This window comes from Pseudomonas sp. B414, assembly GCF_055408445.1.
Genome location: NZ_JBUZTQ010000017.1, coordinates 36,538 through 54,662, shown reverse-complemented (window position 1 = coordinate 54,662; position 18,125 = coordinate 36,538). Strand labels below are relative to the sequence as shown.

15 protein-coding genes are annotated in these 18,125 nt (G+C 58.0%); 10 read left to right on the top strand and 5 right to left on the bottom strand.

Annotated elements, in window-relative coordinates; all coding sequences use genetic code 11:
• Nucleotides 1-3: 3 nt before the first annotated feature.
• The 8 genes from ACZRMH_RS15575 to ACZRMH_RS15540 all read left to right on the top strand — a co-directional run bounded on the left by ACZRMH_RS15575 (nucleotide 4) and on the right by ACZRMH_RS15540 (nucleotide 9,900).
• The gene (locus ACZRMH_RS15575) at nucleotides 4-3,234 is read left to right on the top strand and encodes a hybrid sensor histidine kinase/response regulator (protein WP_464014157.1); all 3,231 of its coding nucleotides are present in this window, start codon (nucleotides 4-6) and stop codon (nucleotides 3,232-3,234) included.
• 42 nt (nucleotides 3,235-3,276) lie between these two features.
• Nucleotides 3,277-3,924, top strand: a complete 648-nt coding sequence (locus ACZRMH_RS15570; protein ID WP_464014156.1) for a response regulator — start codon at nucleotides 3,277-3,279, stop codon at nucleotides 3,922-3,924.
• A gap of 110 nt (nucleotides 3,925-4,034) precedes the next feature.
• Nucleotides 4,035-5,210: an acetyltransferase domain-containing protein gene (locus ACZRMH_RS15565; protein WP_464014155.1), complete on the top strand. Its 1,176-nt coding sequence runs from the start codon at nucleotides 4,035-4,037 to the stop codon at nucleotides 5,208-5,210.
• Between the two features lie 88 nt (nucleotides 5,211-5,298).
• Nucleotides 5,299-6,312, top strand: coding sequence for an ABC transporter substrate-binding protein (locus ACZRMH_RS15560; protein ID WP_464014154.1), 1,014 nt, complete (start codon nucleotides 5,299-5,301; stop codon nucleotides 6,310-6,312).
• Nucleotides 6,309-7,325, top strand: a complete 1,017-nt coding sequence (locus ACZRMH_RS15555) for a FecCD family ABC transporter permease (RefSeq protein ID WP_464014153.1) — start codon at nucleotides 6,309-6,311, stop codon at nucleotides 7,323-7,325. Before ACZRMH_RS15560 ends, ACZRMH_RS15555 begins: the two co-directional genes overlap by 4 nt.
• Nucleotides 7,322-8,098: an ABC transporter ATP-binding protein gene (locus ACZRMH_RS15550; protein ID WP_464014152.1), complete on the top strand. Its 777-nt coding sequence runs from the start codon at nucleotides 7,322-7,324 to the stop codon at nucleotides 8,096-8,098. The genes ACZRMH_RS15555 and ACZRMH_RS15550 overlap by 4 nt, the downstream gene beginning before the upstream one ends.
• 21 nt (nucleotides 8,099-8,119) lie before the next feature.
• Entirely contained in the window at nucleotides 8,120-8,560 is a 441-nt protein-coding gene (locus ACZRMH_RS15545; RefSeq protein ID WP_464014151.1) for a pseudoazurin, read from the top strand.
• Entirely contained in the window at nucleotides 8,557-9,900 is a 1,344-nt protein-coding gene (locus ACZRMH_RS15540; RefSeq protein ID WP_464014150.1) for an OprD family porin, read from the top strand. Before ACZRMH_RS15545 ends, ACZRMH_RS15540 begins: the two co-directional genes overlap by 4 nt.
• Before the next feature lie 239 nt (nucleotides 9,901-10,139).
• Here the strand turns inward: ACZRMH_RS15540 and ACZRMH_RS15535 are convergent, their stop codons facing one another.
• The 3 genes from ACZRMH_RS15535 to ACZRMH_RS15525 all read right to left on the bottom strand — a co-directional run bounded on the left by ACZRMH_RS15535 (nucleotide 10,140) and on the right by ACZRMH_RS15525 (nucleotide 12,922).
• Nucleotides 10,140-10,604: a copper chaperone PCu(A)C gene (locus ACZRMH_RS15535; RefSeq protein WP_464014149.1), complete on the bottom strand. Its 465-nt coding sequence runs from the start codon at nucleotides 10,602-10,604 to the stop codon at nucleotides 10,140-10,142.
• A gap of 29 nt (nucleotides 10,605-10,633) precedes the next feature.
• Nucleotides 10,634-11,239, bottom strand: coding sequence for an SCO family protein (locus tag ACZRMH_RS15530; protein ID WP_464014148.1), 606 nt, complete (start codon nucleotides 11,237-11,239; stop codon nucleotides 10,634-10,636).
• A gap of 279 nt (nucleotides 11,240-11,518) precedes the next feature.
• Nucleotides 11,519-12,922, bottom strand: a complete 1,404-nt coding sequence (locus ACZRMH_RS15525; protein ID WP_464014147.1) for an MFS transporter — start codon at nucleotides 12,920-12,922, stop codon at nucleotides 11,519-11,521.
• A gap of 129 nt (nucleotides 12,923-13,051) precedes the next feature.
• Here ACZRMH_RS15525 and ACZRMH_RS15520 point away from each other — a divergent pair, with 129 nt between their 5' ends.
• Both ACZRMH_RS15520 and ACZRMH_RS15515 read left to right on the top strand, forming a co-directional pair.
• Nucleotides 13,052-13,711, top strand: coding sequence for a helix-turn-helix transcriptional regulator (locus ACZRMH_RS15520; RefSeq protein ID WP_464014146.1), 660 nt, complete (start codon nucleotides 13,052-13,054; stop codon nucleotides 13,709-13,711).
• A gap of 128 nt (nucleotides 13,712-13,839) precedes the next feature.
• Nucleotides 13,840-15,366 (top strand): ArnT family glycosyltransferase, encoded by a 1,527-nt coding sequence (locus ACZRMH_RS15515; RefSeq protein WP_464014145.1) that lies wholly within the window; start codon nucleotides 13,840-13,842, stop codon nucleotides 15,364-15,366.
• Nucleotides 15,367-15,512: 146 nt separating this feature from the next.
• Here the strand turns inward: ACZRMH_RS15515 and pssA are convergent, their stop codons facing one another.
• The gene (gene pssA, locus ACZRMH_RS15510; protein ID WP_464014144.1) at nucleotides 15,513-16,856 is read right to left on the bottom strand and encodes a CDP-diacylglycerol--serine O-phosphatidyltransferase; all 1,344 of its coding nucleotides are present in this window, start codon (nucleotides 16,854-16,856) and stop codon (nucleotides 15,513-15,515) included.
• Between the two features lie 104 nt (nucleotides 16,857-16,960).
• Complete coding sequence (locus ACZRMH_RS15505) at nucleotides 16,961-18,088, bottom strand: glycerate kinase (RefSeq protein ID WP_464014143.1); 1,128 nt, start codon at nucleotides 18,086-18,088, stop codon at nucleotides 16,961-16,963.
• Nucleotides 18,089-18,125: the final 37 nt, after the last annotated feature.

Below are 18,125 nucleotides of genomic sequence, written 5' to 3'. Positions count from 1 at the left end.
TCGATGACCCCTCGTAATGCCTTGCTCGATAGGCTGGCCAATAGCTCCCTGGGCCATAACAAAGGGTTTGCCGTGCTGTTCGGTCTTGCGGTGCTGTTGACTGGCACCAGCTATTGGGGCGTGCAGCGTGTGATTAAAGAGCAACGCAACAGCGTTGAGTTTCACTTCGCCCGGCTGATGGAAAATATTCGTGAACACGAGGCATTTCTTACCACCGTATCTCGGGAAAGTGCCAAAGGCAGACTGCTGGAGTCACTGCATGAGCCGTTGTACGTGCAAGATTCCCCAGCGGATGAAGGCAGCAATGTCTATATAGGGCGCGAGCATTCGTTCTCTCTGCCTTTCAGTGTCAAGGTCAATGCCGCCACCATCCCTGCGCTGCAGCACAGCAAAATCACTGCGCTGGGCGCACATCTGGCCAACTACTACAGTGCCTATTGGTCGGCATCAAATTATCAGTCGCCGCAGATTTTCGTGGCCAACGTGCCAGCCAACTTTGAGATCAGTGTTCCGGCGGCTGGGCGCTTGCGTGGCGGCGGCCACAACCTGGCAGGCGAGTTGCCTTTGGTGATGCAGCAGATTCTGGTACGCCACTACCACCATCTTCTGCCGTCAGTTGAGGATAAGGTGCACTGGCTGGCGTACCACGACCAGTCCGGGGCCAGCACTGGCGCCAACATCCTGGGCTATATCAATATTGATCTGCCCAGCACCCAGCTGCATATTTCCGGAGCCAGCCCCAGGGTCGTGGTCTCTTCATTGCTCAACCTGGCTCAGGTCAGCAATGTTGCGCGAATCATGCAACGCTCGGTGTATGACGGCTTCAGCCTGCTCACCCCCACTGGCGAAACAATAGTAGGCCCGCTGACGCCGCAAACAAGCCTGCATGAAGGGCTCAACCTGAACAGTGAAGGACTGGTGTTTCGCCTGACAAGCCCGGACGAACAACCCTGGACCGGCATTTATGTGATCAGCTTTAACCATTTCCTGGGCTACGCCCTATGGCCGCTGCTCGGTCTGATCGCGTTGGTAATGGCGGGATGGGGTTGCGCCAGGGCCTACAACCGCTGGTACAAACAGCATGTGATTGTTCCCGCCCATCAGGCGCACGACGCGATTGCCGAGCGTGAGGCTTTTAGCCGGGCCGTCATTGAAAGCGCGCCAACCGGCTTGTGTGTGGTGCGCTGCAGGGATCGCAAGGTATTGCTTGAGAACCATCTCGCCCTCCAATCCCGGGGCACCGAAGCTCTGATTGCTGTTCTCAACCAACAGCCGGAACTGTCGACCCACGGTAAAGCCGTGCTTGAGGTGGATGGCCGCCATCTGCATGTTGGGTTTGTTTCTACCCGGTATCACGGCCAGGACGCCTGGCTCTGCGCTTTTCATGATGTGACCCGGCATATTGAAGATGCTGCCATCCTGGAGGAAGCACGGGAAGCTGCGAACTCCGCGAATCAAGCCAAAACCCGCTTTCTGGCCACCATGAGCCATGAAATCCGCACGCCACTGTACGGGGTGCTGGGCACACTGGAATTGCTTGAGCTGACCAAGCTTGAACCGCGCCAACAGGACTACCTGCACACCATCCAGCGCTCATCAGCGACTTTGTTCCAACTGATCAGCGATGTCCTGGATGTGTCGAAGATCGAGGCCGGGCAGATGACCATCGATCTGCAGGATTTCTGCCCCCTGGATATCACCGAAGATACCATGAGCACCTACAGTGCTTTTGCCCTGAGCAAGGGGCTGCAAATCTATGCCTGTATTGATAGCACCCTGCCTGACCGGGTGCGGGGTGACCCGGTGCGCATTCGCCAGATCCTCAACAACTTGCTGAGCAATGCCATCAAGTTCACCGATAGCGGTCAGGTTGTGCTGTGGGTTCGGGTGCTCGAGCAGGATGCTGAGTTCAGCAGTTTGCAGTGGCAAGTCAGCGACTCGGGTATCGGTATTTCCCCGGAACAACAGTTACAACTGTTCAATCCCTTTTATCAGGTGCGCAGTGCCTCCAGCGAAGGTGGCGCAGGCTTGGGACTGTCCATTTGCCAGCGCTTGTGCGAATTAATGGGTGGCCAGCTTAATGTGATCAGCGAACCAGGGCTTGGCAGCAGCTTTACCCTGCAATTGAGACTGGCGCGCGAGCCCGGCGGGCTTGGCGACTGCCCAGTGTTCGAGCCCCACACGGCACCTGTGTATGTGCGCGCGCAGGCTCTGGAGCTGGCCCAGCATGTTTGTGCCTGGCTTAATCGGCTGGGTGTGCATGCACGTACCCTAAACACCGAACTGCACACCGTTGAGCACTCGACGCTGCTGGTTGACATGCAGCCCAACGACAATCAGCAGGACTGGCCCGGGCGGCGGATTATTGCCACGCCGGGCGGGCGAAACCCTGCGCAGCACAGTGCTGATGGCTGGGAGGTAGATGCCAATTCTATCCGTGCTATCGCCTGGGCCGTCAGTTATGTCCAGAACGGCATTAACGTGCCGGCCCAGGCTTCATTGGCCAGGCAGGAGCAAACGCTCAAACTGCGGGTTCTGGTGGCCGAAGACAACCCGATCAACCGTGCAATCATCAAGGAGCAACTTGAAGCCCTGGGTTGCTCGGCAGTGGTGGCAGCCAATGGTGAACTCGCTCTGGCACTATGGTTCCCAGACCTGTTTGACCTGGTGCTTACCGACGTCAATATGCCGGTGCTCAACGGTTATGAACTGGCCGCAGCCCTGCGCAGGCAAGACCCGCATCTGCCCATTATCGGCATTACCGCCAACGCCATGCGCGAAGAAGGTAAACGCTGCGCCGATGCAGGCATGAATGCCTGGCTGGTCAAACCCTTGAACCTACCGACCTTGCGCGCCCAACTGCTGAAATTCTGCAAGGGCGCAACGCTTGAAACGGTGGACGAAACGGTCAAGCCACGGGTATCCGGCAACTGCGTTGATCAGGTGCAGCTCTCGCCCCGCATGCGTGAGCTATTTATCAGTGCGATGCGTGATGATGTACACCTGGCCCGCACCTCGCTGGGCAATAGCAACGCCAGCACCCTGGCACTTCAGTTGCATAGCATGGCCGGGGCGTTGAGCGCGGTTCAGAGTGAAGCCTTGGCCGATATCTGTGCCGAACTGGAATTGCAACTCACAGGCCGGGCCCTTACGCCCAAGTTGGTGGGTGATGTGACCCGCTTCCTGGAGCGCCTGGAAACACTGCTGAAAAAACTGGAGACTTTTGAAACATGAAGCCACTCTCTCTACTCGTAATAGTTTTACGGATACCGTGCCATGCACAAATTTAATGTTGTTATTGCCGACGATCATCCCATTGTACTGCTGGGGTTACTTGAGCTGATCGAACGCGACGGGCGCTTTAATGTCGTCGGCCAGGCAGTGGACTCCGAAGGGCTGGTACAGCTGCTGGAGCAGCAATCGGTGGATCTGATCATCACCGACTTCAGTATGCCGGCGGACTCGCCTTATGGTGACGGCCTGAAACTGGTGGAGTATTTGAAACGTAACTTCGCCACCGTGCGGATACTGGTACTGACCATGATTTCAAGTCCCTTGATCCTTACTCGGTTACACGAACTCGGGGTGGCCGGGATTGTTCACAAACGGCATTTGCACAATGAAATCGAGGTTGCACTTAACGCGATTGTCCGGGGCATTGGTTACCAGAATGCAGGTTTGCAGCCTGACTCCGAGGCAGATAACTCACTGGCGCTGGACCAGCGCTTCGCCAGCCTGTCGCCCAAGGAGCACGAGATACTGCGCTTGTTTGTTTCCGGTCAGAGTGTCAGCGATATTGCACGCGGACAAAGCCGGAGTATAAAAACCATCAGCGCGCAAAAAATATCGGCCATGCGCAAGCTGAATGTGACCAGCGACCAGGATTTGGTCGCCTATTGCCGCGATCGCAATATATTCAGTTAAGTGGCGAACGAAGGTTTTTATCGCGAACACGTCTCAAAGAGATGGCAGTGCAAAAGAGGATGTTATAAGGTAACCACACTTTATACATACCTCTTGCCTGTGATCCCTCAATGCCCTCAACGATTGCCACCACTCTAGCCCCACCCCCTGCTAGCCAGCGCCTGCTGTCCATTGATGCCCTGCGCGGCCTTGTCATCCTGTTTATGCTGCTTGACCACGTGCGCGAGACGTTCTTTCTGCACCGTCAGGTAGCCGACCCGATGAATGTCGATATCACCGACCCAGCGCTGTTTTTCAGCCGTACCCTGGCTCACTTGTGCGCGCCGGTATTTGTCTTGCTCACGGGTTTGTCGGCGTACCTGTATGGCGAAAAATATCAGGGCAAGCGCGATGTCTCGGCGTTTCTGTTCAAGCGTGGGCTGTTTCTGGTGGTGCTGGAATTTACCCTGGTCAACTTTGCCTGGACTTTCCAGTTGCCGCCTTCGGTAATTTACATGCAGGTAATCTGGGCCATTGGCGTCAGCATGATCGCCCTGGCCGCACTGGTCTGGTTGCCGCGACCTGCCCTGCTGGTGCTCGGTCTGGTGATTATCGCCGGGCATAACCTGCTCGACAGCCTGCACTTTCCGGTCGGTTCAGCGATGCATGTGCCCTGGGCGATCCTGCATGATCGCGGCTGGATCGAGTTCAGCGACAGTTTGCGCCTGCGTACGTCGTACCCGGTGTTGCCGTGGATCGGCGTGATCGCCCTGGGTTACTGCCTGGGCCCCTGGTTTGCCCGTTCCGCCGCGGCCGCCGTGCGCCAGCGTTATCTGTTGCTGGCCGGTACGGGCGCCCTGCTCGCCTTTGTCGTGCTGCGTTTGCTCAATGGTTATGGCGAGGCTCCCTGGGTAAGTCATGACTCTGCCATGCAGAGCCTGATGAGCTTTTTCAATATCACCAAATACCCGCCTTCCCTGCTGTTTCTCGCCTTGACTCTGGGCGCGGGCCTTTTGCTGCTGCTGGGCTTTGAACGCGCGCAAAAACGCCAGTGGATCAGCATCCTGGCCGTGTTTGGCGCGGCGCCGATGTTCTTCTACCTGCTGCATTTGTATGTGTTGAAGTTACTGTATCTGGCCAGTGTTGCCCTGTTTGGCCTGAACCAGGGCAACTACTTCGGCTTCGACAGCATCGGTGCGGTGTGGCTTACGGCTGTGCTGCTGTGCATTTCGCTGTATTTGCCAGTGCGCTGGTTTGCGACCTTGAAAGCCCGGCGCCGGGATATCACCTGGCTCAAGTATTTCTGAATCTGACATCGAAACACTCCTGCATGTGCGATCAATTATCATTCCTCGTCCGTACCTGCCCTGCGTACGATCAAATGGAGATTGCATCATGCTGTTACACCGTGTTGTTACCCTTGTGGCCAGTCTGGCCTTGCCGGTACTGGCCCAAGCGGCCCAGACCCAATACCCCCTGACCCTCGACAACTGCGCCAGCCCGCTGACGTTTCAGCACGCCCCCAAAAGTGCGGTAACCATAGGCCAGGCCGGCACCGAAATGCTCTATGCCCTGGGCCTTGGGGACAAACTGGTGGGCACTTCGTTGTGGTTCAACGATCTGCCCGCTCAATACAAGGCACAAAACAGCAAGGTCGAACGTCTGGCCGATAACGACCCCAGCTTCGAGTCCGTGATCGGCAAACGACCCGAGCTGGTGACCGTGCAGTTTGAATGGATGGTTGGCCCGCAGGGCATCGTGGGTACCCGTGAGCAGTTTCACGAACTAAAAGTCCCTACCTACCTGATGCCTTCTGACTGCGAGGGCAAGGACAACCTCACAGGTGCCGACGGCACGCGCTTGCAGCCATTCCGTGTAGACAGCGTCTACAAGAGCATCAGCCAACTGGCAGAAATCTTCGATGTGCAGCAACGCGGCGAGCAGCTTAACAACCAGCTCAAGTCGAGCCTGGAAAAATCCATTGCTTCCCTCAAGGGCAAAGACCTGAGCCGCACCAGCGCGCTGTTCTGGTTCTCCAGTGCGGATATGGACATCGACCCTTACGTAGCCGGCCGCAAGGGCATCCCCGACTTTATGCTCAACACCCTGGGCGTACGCAATGTGGTGCAGTCCAATGAGGAATGGCCAACAGTGGGCTGGGAAACCCTGGCCAAGGCCAACCCGACCTTTCTGGTGATTGCGCGTATGGACCGACGTCGCTTCCCGGCGGACGACGTCGAGAAAAAGCTCGAATTCCTGCGCACCGATCCGGTCACCCGCAATATGGACGCGGTGAAAAACAACCGCATCATCATGCTTGATGCCCATGCCATGCAGGCCAGCCTGCGCATGTTTGACGGGCTCGAAACGCTGGCATCAGCCATCAACAGCCACGACTTGCCTAAATGACTGCAAGGTTGATATTCACCTTCTCGGCCTGCGCAGCGCTGCTGCTGGCCGTGCTCGCCGGGGCTGCCATCGGTGAAACCCCGATTGAGCCTGGTGTGGTGCTGCAAGTGCTGGCCAACAAACTGTGGGGCGCCGGGTATGTACTTGACCCGATCGACGAAGGCATTGTCTGGAACTACAGGCTGACCCGTGCCCTGGTGGCCGCAGCTTGTGGTGCCGGGCTGGCCACATGCGGGGTGGTCTTGCAGTCCTTGCTGCGCAACCCGCTGGCTGATCCCTACTTGCTGGGCATTTCCGCCGGGGCTTCCACCGGTGCCGTGCTGGTGGCAGTACTGGGCCTAGGCGCCGGGGCCATATCCCTGTCGGTCGGAGCCTTTGCGGGAGCGATCAGTGCTTTTGCCCTGGTGCTTTTGCTGGCACGCGCCAGCGGGCCAACCGGCGCCAGTGCGCAGATCATTCTGGCGGGCATTGCGGGTTCGCAACTGTTCAATGCCATGACGGCCTTTTTGATCACCAAATCGGCCAGTTCCGAGCAAGCCCGCGGGATCATGTTCTGGTTGCTGGGCAACCTCAGCGGGGTGCGCTGGCCATCGGTATGGCTGGCCGTCCCCGTGGCATTGGCCGGGTTGGCGGTGTGCCTGTGGCATAGGCGTGCGCTGGATGCGTTTACCTTTGGCGCCGACTCGGCGGCGTCACTGGGCATCCCGGTACGTCGCGTGCAGTTATTGTTGATTGGCTGTGCAGCGCTGATCACAGCAGTGATGGTATCAATTGTCGGCTCCATCGGTTTTGTCGGGCTGGTCATCCCCCATGCCCTGCGCTTGCTGGTCGGCACCGGGCATGGCCGCCTGCTGCCCGCCAGCGCCATGGGCGGCGCATTGTTCCTGATTGCGGCCGATATCCTCTCGCGCACCCTGATCAAGGGCCAGGTGATACCAGTCGGGGTGGTGACCGCGCTGATCGGCGCGCCGGTTTTTGCGCTGATCCTGATCGGCCGGAGACATGCCCGATGAATGCTGCCCTTTCTGTATTGAGCTGTTGCGAGCTGAGCTACCGCGTGGGCGATGCGCAATTGTTGCAAGGCATCAACCTGAGTGTGCACTGCGGCGAAACCCTGGGCATTGTCGGGCCCAATGGTTCGGGCAAGTCCACGCTGCTTAAACTGCTGGCCAGTCTGCGTGCGCCTGGTGAAGGGGAAGTCTTTCTCCACGGGCAACCGATGAAAAAAATGAGCCAGCGCACCCTTGCGCAAAACCTTGCAGTGGTTGAGCAACATGCCGACACCCACGATGCCATTGGTGTATTCGATGCCGTGGCTCTGGGCCGCACGCCCTGGCTGTCAGCGCTAAGCCCCTGGTCAGCCAAGGACACGGCCATTGTCGAACAGGCACTGGCCGATGTAGATGCCAGCCATCTGCGCAGCCGAACCTGGCGCAACCTCTCGGGGGGTGAACGCCAGCGTGTACATATCGCCAGGGCACTGGCCCAACGCCCGCAAATCCTGTTGCTGGATGAACCCACCAATCATCTGGATATCCAGCACCAACTGGCCATTTTAAAAACCGTACAGGCCCTGCCCGTGACCACCCTGATAGCCCTGCACGACCTCAATCAGGCCCTGAGCTGTGATCGCCTGGCGATTCTTGAGCGGGGCGGCTTGATGGCTCTGGGCAAACCCCTTGAAGTCCTGACCCCGCAACGCCTTCAGAGCACTTTCGGGGTACAGGCGCACTATTTGACGGACCCTTTTGACGGCACGCAGATTCTGCGATTGCGCTCCTTTTAAATCTTTTATGGAAACCCAAGCATGCGTATTTCATCCTTGACCCTGTTGTTGACCACCGCCCTGCTCTGTACATCGGCGCTGGCACAGACCCACGAAGTGAAAATGCTTACCCGCAGCGCCAACGCCGGTATGGTTTATGAGCCGGACTACCTGCAGATTGCCCCCGGTGACACGGTCAGGTTCATTCCCACGCAAAGTGGCCATAACGCCGCCACCCTGCCCGGACTGCTACCGGAAGGTGCCGAGTCGTTCAAAGGCAAGATCGACCAGCAGATCGAGCAGACCTTCACCGTGCCCGGCCTGTACGGCGTTCAATGCACCCCGCACCTGGCCATGGGCATGGTCATGCTGATCCAGGTTGGCGAGCCTTCTGCCGAACCCCCGGTATTGCCCGCGACGCTCCCCAAACGCGCGCTCGACCGTTTGAACGCGACAGTGCAAAAGCAGCAGGTGGTCAAGTGAGTGCGTTGCGATCGCGCTCCGCGATCCTCATCGCCCTCGCCAGCCCCCTGGCTATTGCCGAATCGGCCCAGGAGCAATCCAGGGGCTTTATCGAAGACAGCACCTGGAGCGTGCTCAACCGCACCGTCTACGACAGTCGCGAATATCGCCATGGTGGCACCAATAGTGGTGCGCGCAATGCCTATAAACCCCGCTCGGAACGCAATGGCTCTGCCGAAGAATGGGCCTACGGCTTGATGGGGACTTTGCATTCCGGCTTTACCCAGGGCCAGATCGGCTTTGGCGTGGATGCACACGCCTATATGGGGCTCAAACTGGACAGTGGCGGTGGCCGCGCCGGCAAGGCCCGCCTGCTCGGGCTGGATAATGACGGTTACCCAAAGGACAACTATGGTCGCGGTGGCGCAGCGGTAAAAATGCGCCTGTCCAATACCGTGATGTCCTATGGCGAACAGCGGGTGAAGACTCCTGTATTCAGTTCATCCGACAGCCGCCTGCTTCCCGAAACCGCTACCGGGGTTTTCCTCACCAGCAATGAATTCAAAGACCTGAAACTGGTCGGCGGGCATTTCACCGAGAGCACCGATCGCAATGCCAGCAGCCATGACCAGGGCTTTGTGGTGAATTACTCCAACGGCCCCAAAGGCAATGCATTCGACCTCGCCGGTGTGGTTTACACCCCAAGCAAAAACCTCAGTGCCAGCCTCTACAGCTCGCGCTACGAAGACACCTGGAACCAGCATTATCTTGGCGCAATTTTTAATCAGGCGATTGATGAAAACAGTTCGCTGGCGTTCAACTTCAACCTGTACCGCACCACCGATGAAGGCAAGGCATTGTCGGGCACTATCGACAACACCACCTGGAGCCTGATGAGCACCTACGCTCAGGGCCCGCACAGTTTCAGCCTGGGTTATCAGAAGGTGCATGGCAACACGCCATTTGACTACGTGACCCGAGGGGCGATCTTCCTGGGCAACGCAGTGCAACTGTCTGACTTCAACGCGCCCAACGAGCAATCCTGGCAAGCCCGCTACGACCTCGACATGTCACCCTGGAGCCTGCCCGGGTTGATGTTCAGTGCCGCCTATGTTCGGGGCAGCCAGATTGACGGCAGTCGTGTCGACCCCCGTGGTGGTTATGCCTACCTGGGTTATGGCAAAGGCGGGAAACACTGGGAAAGGGATCTGGAGGCGCGTTATGTGGTGCAGAGCGGCGTAGCCAAGGGCACCACCTTGTCATTGCGGCATAACGTCCATCGCGGCAACAAGGCGCAGGCCGAACTGGATACCGACCAGATACGCCTGGCGGTTGAGTACCCGCTGGCGGGGAGGTTCTGAGTAACACTGAACAAGCTATGGGAGCTGGCTTGCCTGCGATGGCATCACCTCTGTGATTCAGGCATACCGAGTCGCTTGTATCGCGGGCAAGCCCGCTCCCACATAATGATCCCGGCAAGGTCCGAATTTTGTGAGCAGCACAAAACCTGTGGGAGCTGGCTTGCCTGCGATAGCATCACCGCTGTGATTCAGGCATACCGAGCTGCCTGAATCGAACCGCTGCTCCCACAAAGTCTTACTTAATGCATGTCACCATGATCATGGTGCATCGGCATGCTGTTCAAGGCCCGAGCCTCAGCCTTGACCTCGATCGACTCCTTGACCCCTTTGCTGTCTTCGACAATCAGGGTCAAAGGCACTTGATCACCGGCTTTGACCTGATTCACCAGGTCAATCAGCATTACATGGTAGCCCTCAGGCTCGATGGCAACGCTCTTGCCCGCTGGTAACGCCACCGAGGCTACTGGCTGCATGCTCATCACGTCATTGGTCATCTTCGACTCATGGATCTGCACGGTCTTGGCCACCGGGGAGCGGACTTCAACCAGTTTGCTGTCTGTGCTCGACGTAATATGCATAAAGGCGCCGGTCGAAGGCTGGCCAGGCACGGTGGCCCGAACCCAGGCGTCATCGACAACGGTTTGGGCAGAAACGTGCAGGCTCATGCCCAGCAGCGACAACAACAGATACTTGACTGGTTTCATAGGTTTGGCTCCTTCAAAAATGCGTAGGATCAGCAGACTGACATCACGGTGAGCAGGTCTTCCGCACACTGCTTGGCTGACAGTGAAGGCGATAGCCCAAGGCGCAGCACACCACGGGAATCGAAAACGAAACTGGTCGCAGTATGGGACATGGTGTACGAATCACCGGTCGGGATTTTCTCGTAGAACACCTTGAATTCCTTGGCTGTGGCGGCGGTTTCTTCCAGTGTGCCGGACAAGGCGATAAAGCTCGGGTCAAAGGCTTTTACATAGGCATCGAGCATTGCCGGCTTGTCACGCTCCGGATCGAGCGTGATAAACACCACCTGCAGACGGTCGCCGTCGGGTCCCATCATTTTCTTGGCCTGTGCGGCGCGGGCCAATGCGGTCGGGCATACGGCCGGGCACTGGGTAAAGCCGAAGAAAATCATCGGCATCATCCCGCGAAAGCTGCCCAGCATCATCTCATTGCCTTCAGCATCCCTGAGCTTGAACTTGCGCCCGAGGATTTCATTGCTCAAGTCTTTGCCGTACTTGTATGACAAACCGCTGCCAGGGTCGCAACCAGCGATCAAGCCCAGGCTAAGCAAGCCAAGGCCGGTGACTACGCGGCGGCGAGTCAGTAAATCATTCATGTCAGTTTCCTTTAAGCGGCCTTTTCCAACGAAAAAGGCCTTTAACCCGCGCACTATCAGGCAGGTGTGTACGCTGCCCGATGCCTTGAGTGACCGGCTCGGTGCGCACGATTGCTGTGGGGTAGACGTGTTGCATGGGTGCAGAATTTACCACTGTCGCTTATCGGTCGCACGGCAGCCATGCCCCTCAATGGTGCATGGCAACTCCCACAGCCTGTAAAACCGGGGGGGCGCAGCAAGGACTGCGACAAATCGACTCAGGCCTGTTTTGTGGCGGATTCAGTGCTTTGCGCTATGGGCTATCACCTGACGCACCGTAATGAACAGCAGCGCAGACAACACTGCATACAGGCCAAATAGCCAGGCGGCGGCACTGGAAGCACCCGTCACTTCTCCTGGATTGGTTAACCCGGCCAGATTGGCAATCATACCCGCCAGTGCCGCGCCAATTGCGGTGGCAATCAGCTGCACGGTGGTAATGGACGCACCGGCAATGTCTTTTTCTCTATCTGGCACATTGGCCAGTACGCGGGTCAGTAGATGCGGCCACGCCAGCCCGATGCCTGTACCCACGGCGATCATTGACAGGGAAACGCCCGTCAGGCTGATCAATGAGCTGTCGCTGTGCGGTACAAAGACAGCCGCCAGCGTCAGTCCGGATACGACAAATACGGGGCCGTGCAAGATTGCCCGGTTGGCCGCTGCCGGCACCAGGCTGCTGCTGTAAAGGGCTCCAAGGGTCCATCCAGCCGCCATCAGCGCAGCAATATAGCCTGCTACCAGAGGTGTTTGCAGATGCAGGACTTGCAAAAAGTACGGCACAAACACTTCGCTGGTCATGCCAATAACCATAAGGCTCATTGACAGGTAGATCGGCAACAGCGCACTGCCCGGGGTCAGACTGTGTTTGGGCAACATGCGGTGCCTGTCGCTGCCTTCGACGCGGTAGACGGCATACAACAGCACCATTGCTACCAAAAACCCAAGAGCGTTATACAACGGCGATGGCTTGACACTGCCCACGGAAATCGCCAGCACCACGCCGGTCAACAGCAACAATTGCAGCCAGGGCAAGACAAGGCGCCGTGGAGCTTCGATACTTTTTCCGGGCAGCATGGCCCAGGCCAGCACCATAAAAAGCAGGGTCACTGGAATTAACGCCCAGAACGCAGCACGCCATGCATCGTACTGCGCAAACACCCCGCCCACGGCCGGGCCAATCAAGGTGGCAGCGCCCCACATGCCTGAAATCAGCGCCATTGCCCTTGGCCACAGGCCTTCGTGGAAGACCAGTCTAATCATCGAATATGGCAGGGCAAACAGCAGCCCACCGCCCAAGCCTTGAATAGCGCGCCCCAGCACCAGCACACCCATATCAGGGGCGCTGCTGCAAACAGCGCAACCCAGCGTAAACACCAGCCCGGCGAGGCTGTACGCGACCCTGGGGCCAAGGCCTGACAGGCATTTTGCCGACAACACCGAGCCAATAATCGAGGCCACCACAAATAGCGTGGTGTTCCACGCGTAGTAATCCAGCCCGCCGATATCCTTCACCACCGAGGGCAAAATGGTTGTCACCAGATAGACGTTGATCGCATGCAATGCCACCCCGCCAGCCAGTGCCGCTGAACGCAGCCCGTTTCTGCCCCATAGCAATGCCGACCATCCCGATGCCGATATCATTTCCCTTCCTTGAGTAAGATTTTGCTGAATTCAGCCTATTATAAAAGCAAATGCTTTGGTAATTATTTTATGATCCTGGCGTTATGATCCCTGCCCATATAAAACTCATTACCCTGATGGCTTTGCACGATGCCCGTGACTGACTCTCCAGATACTCCACGCCACACCGGCGTCACAGCCGAGCGAATCCTGTTTCTGCTGAAAACCCGCGGGCCGTTGAAAACGGCGGATCTGGGGCCAATGCTCAACATCACCCCGGAAGCTGCGCGCCAGCAGATCCAGAAGCTGGTAGAAACCGGCATGATCGTTGGCTGCCTGATACCACCGGTTGGGGCCGGGCGTCCTTCACAGAAATGGATCTTGACCGATGCCGCGCAAGCCAGATTTCCCAATACCCATGCGCAGTTAACGGCGCAGTTGATTGTTTCAATCAAACTCATATACGGCAGTGAAGGCATCGACAAAGTGGTCGAGACCATGGAGCTGGCCAACACCCGCGAATACATAGCAGCCTGTGAGCAAGGGCGGAATCTGGAAGAGAAAGTCCGGTTATTGGTGGATATACGCGACACCGCCGGGTACATGGCGAGCATGGAAGCCGAAGGCGAAAACTGGCTGATCATCGAAAACCACTGCCCTATCTGTGTTGCGGCGCAGCAATGCCAGGGCTTTTGCCGGGCAGAGCTGCAAGTGTTCCAGGCGGCCGTCGGTGACGCAGGCCAGGTTGAACGAACTGAACACATGATTACGGGCAACCGCCGTTGCGTGTATCGGGTTACGCCCGTATAACCTGCGTTTTTTTCACATCCTGTTCACTCGGTCCTTACCCGTCACGCTCTAAAGTGCCTGCCGAATTCCTTTCAGCCCAGCGTCAGGTTGAGCGGAATATATTGGCCCTTTCACAAGTGCGGCTTCGAATGATGACCACCAAAAACTGGAACCCTGAGCACAAGGCATTGCTGGTGTTGTTGGCCGTATCTGCCGTGCTGTTGTTACTTGGCCTGGGTTCGCGCGAGCTGTGGGGGCCGGAAACCCGCTGGGCCAATATCGCCCTGCAGATGTTGCAAAGCGGTGACTACCTGGACCCTTATCTCAAGGGCTCGCCCTACTATGACAAGCCCCTGCCCTCGTACTGGCTGATCACGGCCACCGCAGGGCTGATGGGCGGGCTTGGGCACTGGTCACTGCGTCTGTCTTCAGTGATCGCCGCCTGGCTGAGCGTTTGGCTGGTGTACCTGATCGGCGAGCGATTGTTTCGCAAAGGCACAGGGTTGATTGCGGGCTGGATGCTGGCCACTACCTTTTACTTTGTGTTTTGGGCACGGGTGGCCACGGCCGATATTCTTACCGTATTCGGCCTGTTGGCAGCAGTCTGGTGGTACTGGCGTGGCCCTGAGGACACGCGTTTTAGCCGCTACTGCGTGTTCTTCCTGCTGCTGGCCATGACTTCGCTGCTCAAGGGGCTGATCGGCTTTATTCTGCCGGGGCTGATGCTGCTGCCACACTTGCTGGGCGAGCAACGCTGGAAACGCCATCTGAACCTGCGCCTGCTGCTGGCATTGCTGGTTGCCGGGGTCGTGTATATGCTGCCCTTTGTACTGTCGCAACTGTATGGCGCGCCTACTTATGGTGAGAGCGGCCTGGGGTTGGTGCTGCGTGAAAACGTGGTGCGATTCTTCAACCCCTTCGACAATATGGGGCCGATTTACACCTATCTGATTTACCTGCCAGCTTACACCTTGCCTTGGGCTCCGTTCTGGATGATCGGGCTATGGGTAGCCGTGCGACAGTGGCGACATATCGAGCCGAATACACGCTGGCTGGTGTGGGGGCTGGGTTTGCTGTTTGTGTTTTTCACCGCCAGCGGCAGTCGGCGCAGTTATTACGTGTTGCCGCTGGTGCCTTTCGCACAGCTGCTGGCCGCGTGGTGGGTAACGCGACGTATCGCTCAAGGCAAAAGCAACGAGCGACGCTGGAAGGTTGCTTTGGGCATCAGCGCCACACTGGTGTTGTTGGTGCTGGGAGTTTTCTATCCCTGGTCCAATGGCGGTGGCGGCGTTGTCCAGTTCGGCCAGGACGTCAAGGCGCGTGCCAGCGAACAGGCACCCTGGGATCAATGGCGCATGGTGATGATCGACGTCGATAACAAGTTGCCGATGTATGTGCAAAACCAGGGTGGGCCGTTCTTCTACGTTGACCAGAACCAGGACTACCCTCGCGAAGGTGACAGCGCCGGGTTGCTGGCCTGGCTGGAGAAAACCAGCGGCCAGCATTTTGACCCGCAGCGCACACTGATTTTCGCTCAGTACCGCAGTGGCGATCCCTTGCCTCTGGACTACCTGAGCGTGGATCACCAGACCATTACCAGCCAGCCGGATAATGGCGATCGCCTGCTGCATCGGCGCGAGGGTGGCAGCGTGGTGTATATCCCCGAGGAACAGTAAATGTGGGAGAGGGCTTGCTCGCGATGGCATCACTGCGGTTAACCTGACAGACCGCAGCGCCTGCATCGCAGGCAAGCCTGCTCCCACAGGGTTTGCGCTGCTCACTGAATTCGGACCTTGCCGGGCTCCCACAAGTTCTACTCAGCTTAGAGAATCCTGTACAACAACCGCTCGATCCGCACCCGACTTACCCGGCGCAAGAACTTGGCCACTGCTGGCGGGTAATCGGCCAGTGTTTCCAGGTCCTTGAAGTTGTCGATGCGCTGGGTGTGGGCAAAGATCGCATCCAGTTCCTGGCGTCGTGGTTCGAGCAACTCGCGACGCGGGTCATCGATCAGCAGGCCGTTTTCCAGATCCAGGCGGAAGGCCCGCGGGTTGAGGTTATTGCCGGTCAGCAAGGTGTAGCGATCATCCACCCACATACCTTTGAGGTGGTAGGTGTTGTCACCTTCGCGCCACAGATGCAGATTCAACAGGCCGTTATCGATCATGCGCTGATGGCTCTTGGCAAACCGGCGCAGGCTCAATTCATACAGATACGGCAATGCTGCGATAACCCGGAACGGTTCGCTTGGCGGGATATAGAAGTCGTTGGCGGTTTTGTCGCCGACCACGATATCAATGCGTACCCCTCGCTCCAGGGCCCGATTGATTTCCCGGGTCACAGGCAATGGCAGGTTGAAGTACGGCGTACAGATCGTCAGCTGTTGCTGGCTGCTGGCGATCAGTTCGCAAATCACCCGGCTCAGCTGATTGTTTTTGCCCACCCCCAGCAGCGGAGTGACCGATAAGCCAAAGTGGCCCACAGTACCGGCGCTGGTGTCGTAGCTGGCTTTTTTCAGATGGCTGCGAAAATCACCAATGGCACTGCGCAGGCTGCGCGTCGTAGGCAAGGTTGGCAGGTCAAGACGATGGACTGCCCTGCTTTCGATCAGGTCTTGCTGGACAAAGCGCTGCATGGTGTCGGCCAGCGGCTTGTTGTGCAGCAGGTGGTAACGGTCGAAACGATACTTGTCGAGTTTGTGCAGGTACACGTTATTGAGGCTTGCACCGCTGTAGATCACGCAGTCGTCAACGATAAAGCCCTTGAGATGCAGCACGCCGAACAGCTCGCGAGTCTGTACCGGTACGCCATAAATAGGCACATGGGTTTCGTGTGCCGCAGTTTGCGCCTGGTACCAGGCGGCATTGCCGGGCTGCTTGCCAGCACCGATCAGCCCGCGCTGGGCGCGCAGCCAGTCGACGACAACAGCGATTTCCAGCTCCGGTCGTGCGGCTTTGGCGGCGTGCAGGGCATCGAGGATTTCCTGCCCGGCTTCGTCCTGTTGCAGGTACAAGGCCACAAGGGTAATGCGATGGCGGGCGCCAGCAATATGCTCCAGCAGGCAACGACGAAAATCCGCAGCACTGGGCAAGATGCTGAAAGCCTCTGCGGATAAAGGAAAACTGCGCAGTTTTGGCAGCAAAGAGCGTTTGAAGAGCGACGGCATAGGGCTCGCTAAGGGTCGAATGCGAAGAGCCACAAAGCTTACACGATTGAGCTTTGAAGCTATAGCAACTCAAGACTGTAGCAGCCGTCGTTCCTCGGCAGCTGCTACAAGTTCAACAAGCGCGCAATATCTCGCGACCGGTCAGTGAGCAATTGCGCCGCCCGATCACAGGCGTCTTGCAAGGTCATAGGCCCACTGGCAATCGCAAATGCGGCGTTGATCCCGTGCTCATACAGGGCCTGATAACCTTCACCGAGGGTTCCCGCCAGCACCACCACCGGCACGCCGTTGGCCTGGGCAATGCGAGCCACGCCAAAAGGCGTTTTGCCGCGCAGGGTCTGCGCATCAAAACGGCCTTCACCGGTGATCACCAAGTCAGCACCCTTGACCGCTTCTGCAAGCCCGACAAGCTCGGCGACCACTTCGACCCCGGCGCGAAACTGTGCGCCGAGGAATGCCTTGGCAGCAAATCCCAGCCCGCCGGCAGCACCTGAACCGGGTTCATCGCGTACATCCCTGGGCAAGACTTTCGCGCAGTGATCGGCAAAATGCCCTAGCGCCTGATCCAGCAAGCGCACCTGCTCCGCGGATGCACCTTTTTGCGGGCCGAAAATCGCTGAAGCACCGTGCTCGCCACACAACGGGTTGTTCACGTCAGCGGCAATTTCAAAGCGCACTTTGGCCAGACGCGGGTCAAGACCGGCGAGGTCGATACGGGCCACCCTGGCCAGGGCCAGGCCACCTCGGGGCAAGCTATTACCCTGATCGTCGAACAAACCCAACCCCAACGCTTGCAAGGCGCCAGCCCCGGCGTCATTGGTGGCACTGCCGCCGATGGCGAGGATGACCCGATGCGCGCCAGCGTCCAGTGCAGCCTTGATCAACTCACCGGTGCCATAGGTACTGCTGATGCAGGCATCCCGTTGCTCAGGGGCAACCAGTTGCAAACCGCTGGCTTCGGCCATTTCAATAATTGCCGTGTGGCTGTCCGGCAGCCAGCCCCAATGGGCATCGACGGGCTCACCCAGCGGGCCTTGCACCAGATTGCGGCGCAACTGACCATTACCGGCGGCCACAATCGCATCGACCGTGCCTTCACCACCATCGGCCATCGGGCATTTGACCAGCTGCGCGTCGGGCAGCACATCGGCAAGACCTGCGGCGATCGCATCGGCGACTTTTTCGGCACTCAGGCTGTCTTTGAACGAGTCGGGGGCAATCACGATTTTCATGGGCGAATCTCCAGTTCTTATGCCTTCCATGCTGCCA

Bases quoted from the DNA above. Each gene is read 5' to 3' on its own strand.
- ACZRMH_RS15575 (WP_464014157.1), top strand. From the start codon at position 4: ATGACCCCTCGTAATGCCTTGCTCGATAGGCTGGCCAATAGCTCCCTG.
- ACZRMH_RS15570 (WP_464014156.1), top strand. From the start codon at position 3,277: ATGCACAAATTTAATGTTGTTATTGCCGACGATCATCCCATTGTACTG.
- ACZRMH_RS15565 (WP_464014155.1), top strand. From the start codon at position 4,035: ATGCCCTCAACGATTGCCACCACTCTAGCCCCACCCCCTGCTAGCCAG.
- ACZRMH_RS15560 (WP_464014154.1), top strand. From the start codon at position 5,299: ATGCTGTTACACCGTGTTGTTACCCTTGTGGCCAGTCTGGCCTTGCCG.
- ACZRMH_RS15555 (WP_464014153.1), top strand. From the start codon at position 6,309: ATGACTGCAAGGTTGATATTCACCTTCTCGGCCTGCGCAGCGCTGCTG.
- ACZRMH_RS15550 (WP_464014152.1), top strand. From the start codon at position 7,322: ATGAATGCTGCCCTTTCTGTATTGAGCTGTTGCGAGCTGAGCTACCGC.
- ACZRMH_RS15545 (WP_464014151.1), top strand. From the start codon at position 8,120: ATGCGTATTTCATCCTTGACCCTGTTGTTGACCACCGCCCTGCTCTGT.
- ACZRMH_RS15535 (WP_464014149.1), bottom strand. From the start codon at position 10,604: ATGAAACCAGTCAAGTATCTGTTGTTGTCGCTGCTGGGCATGAGCCTG.
- ACZRMH_RS15530 (WP_464014148.1), bottom strand. From the start codon at position 11,239: ATGAATGATTTACTGACTCGCCGCCGCGTAGTCACCGGCCTTGGCTTG.
- ACZRMH_RS15525 (WP_464014147.1), bottom strand. From the start codon at position 12,922: ATGATATCGGCATCGGGATGGTCGGCATTGCTATGGGGCAGAAACGGG.
- ACZRMH_RS15520 (WP_464014146.1), top strand. From the start codon at position 13,052: ATGCCCGTGACTGACTCTCCAGATACTCCACGCCACACCGGCGTCACA.
- ACZRMH_RS15515 (WP_464014145.1), top strand. From the start codon at position 13,840: ATGATGACCACCAAAAACTGGAACCCTGAGCACAAGGCATTGCTGGTG.
- pssA (WP_464014144.1), bottom strand. From the start codon at position 16,856: ATGCCGTCGCTCTTCAAACGCTCTTTGCTGCCAAAACTGCGCAGTTTT.
- ACZRMH_RS15505 (WP_464014143.1), bottom strand. From the start codon at position 18,088: ATGAAAATCGTGATTGCCCCCGACTCGTTCAAAGACAGCCTGAGTGCC.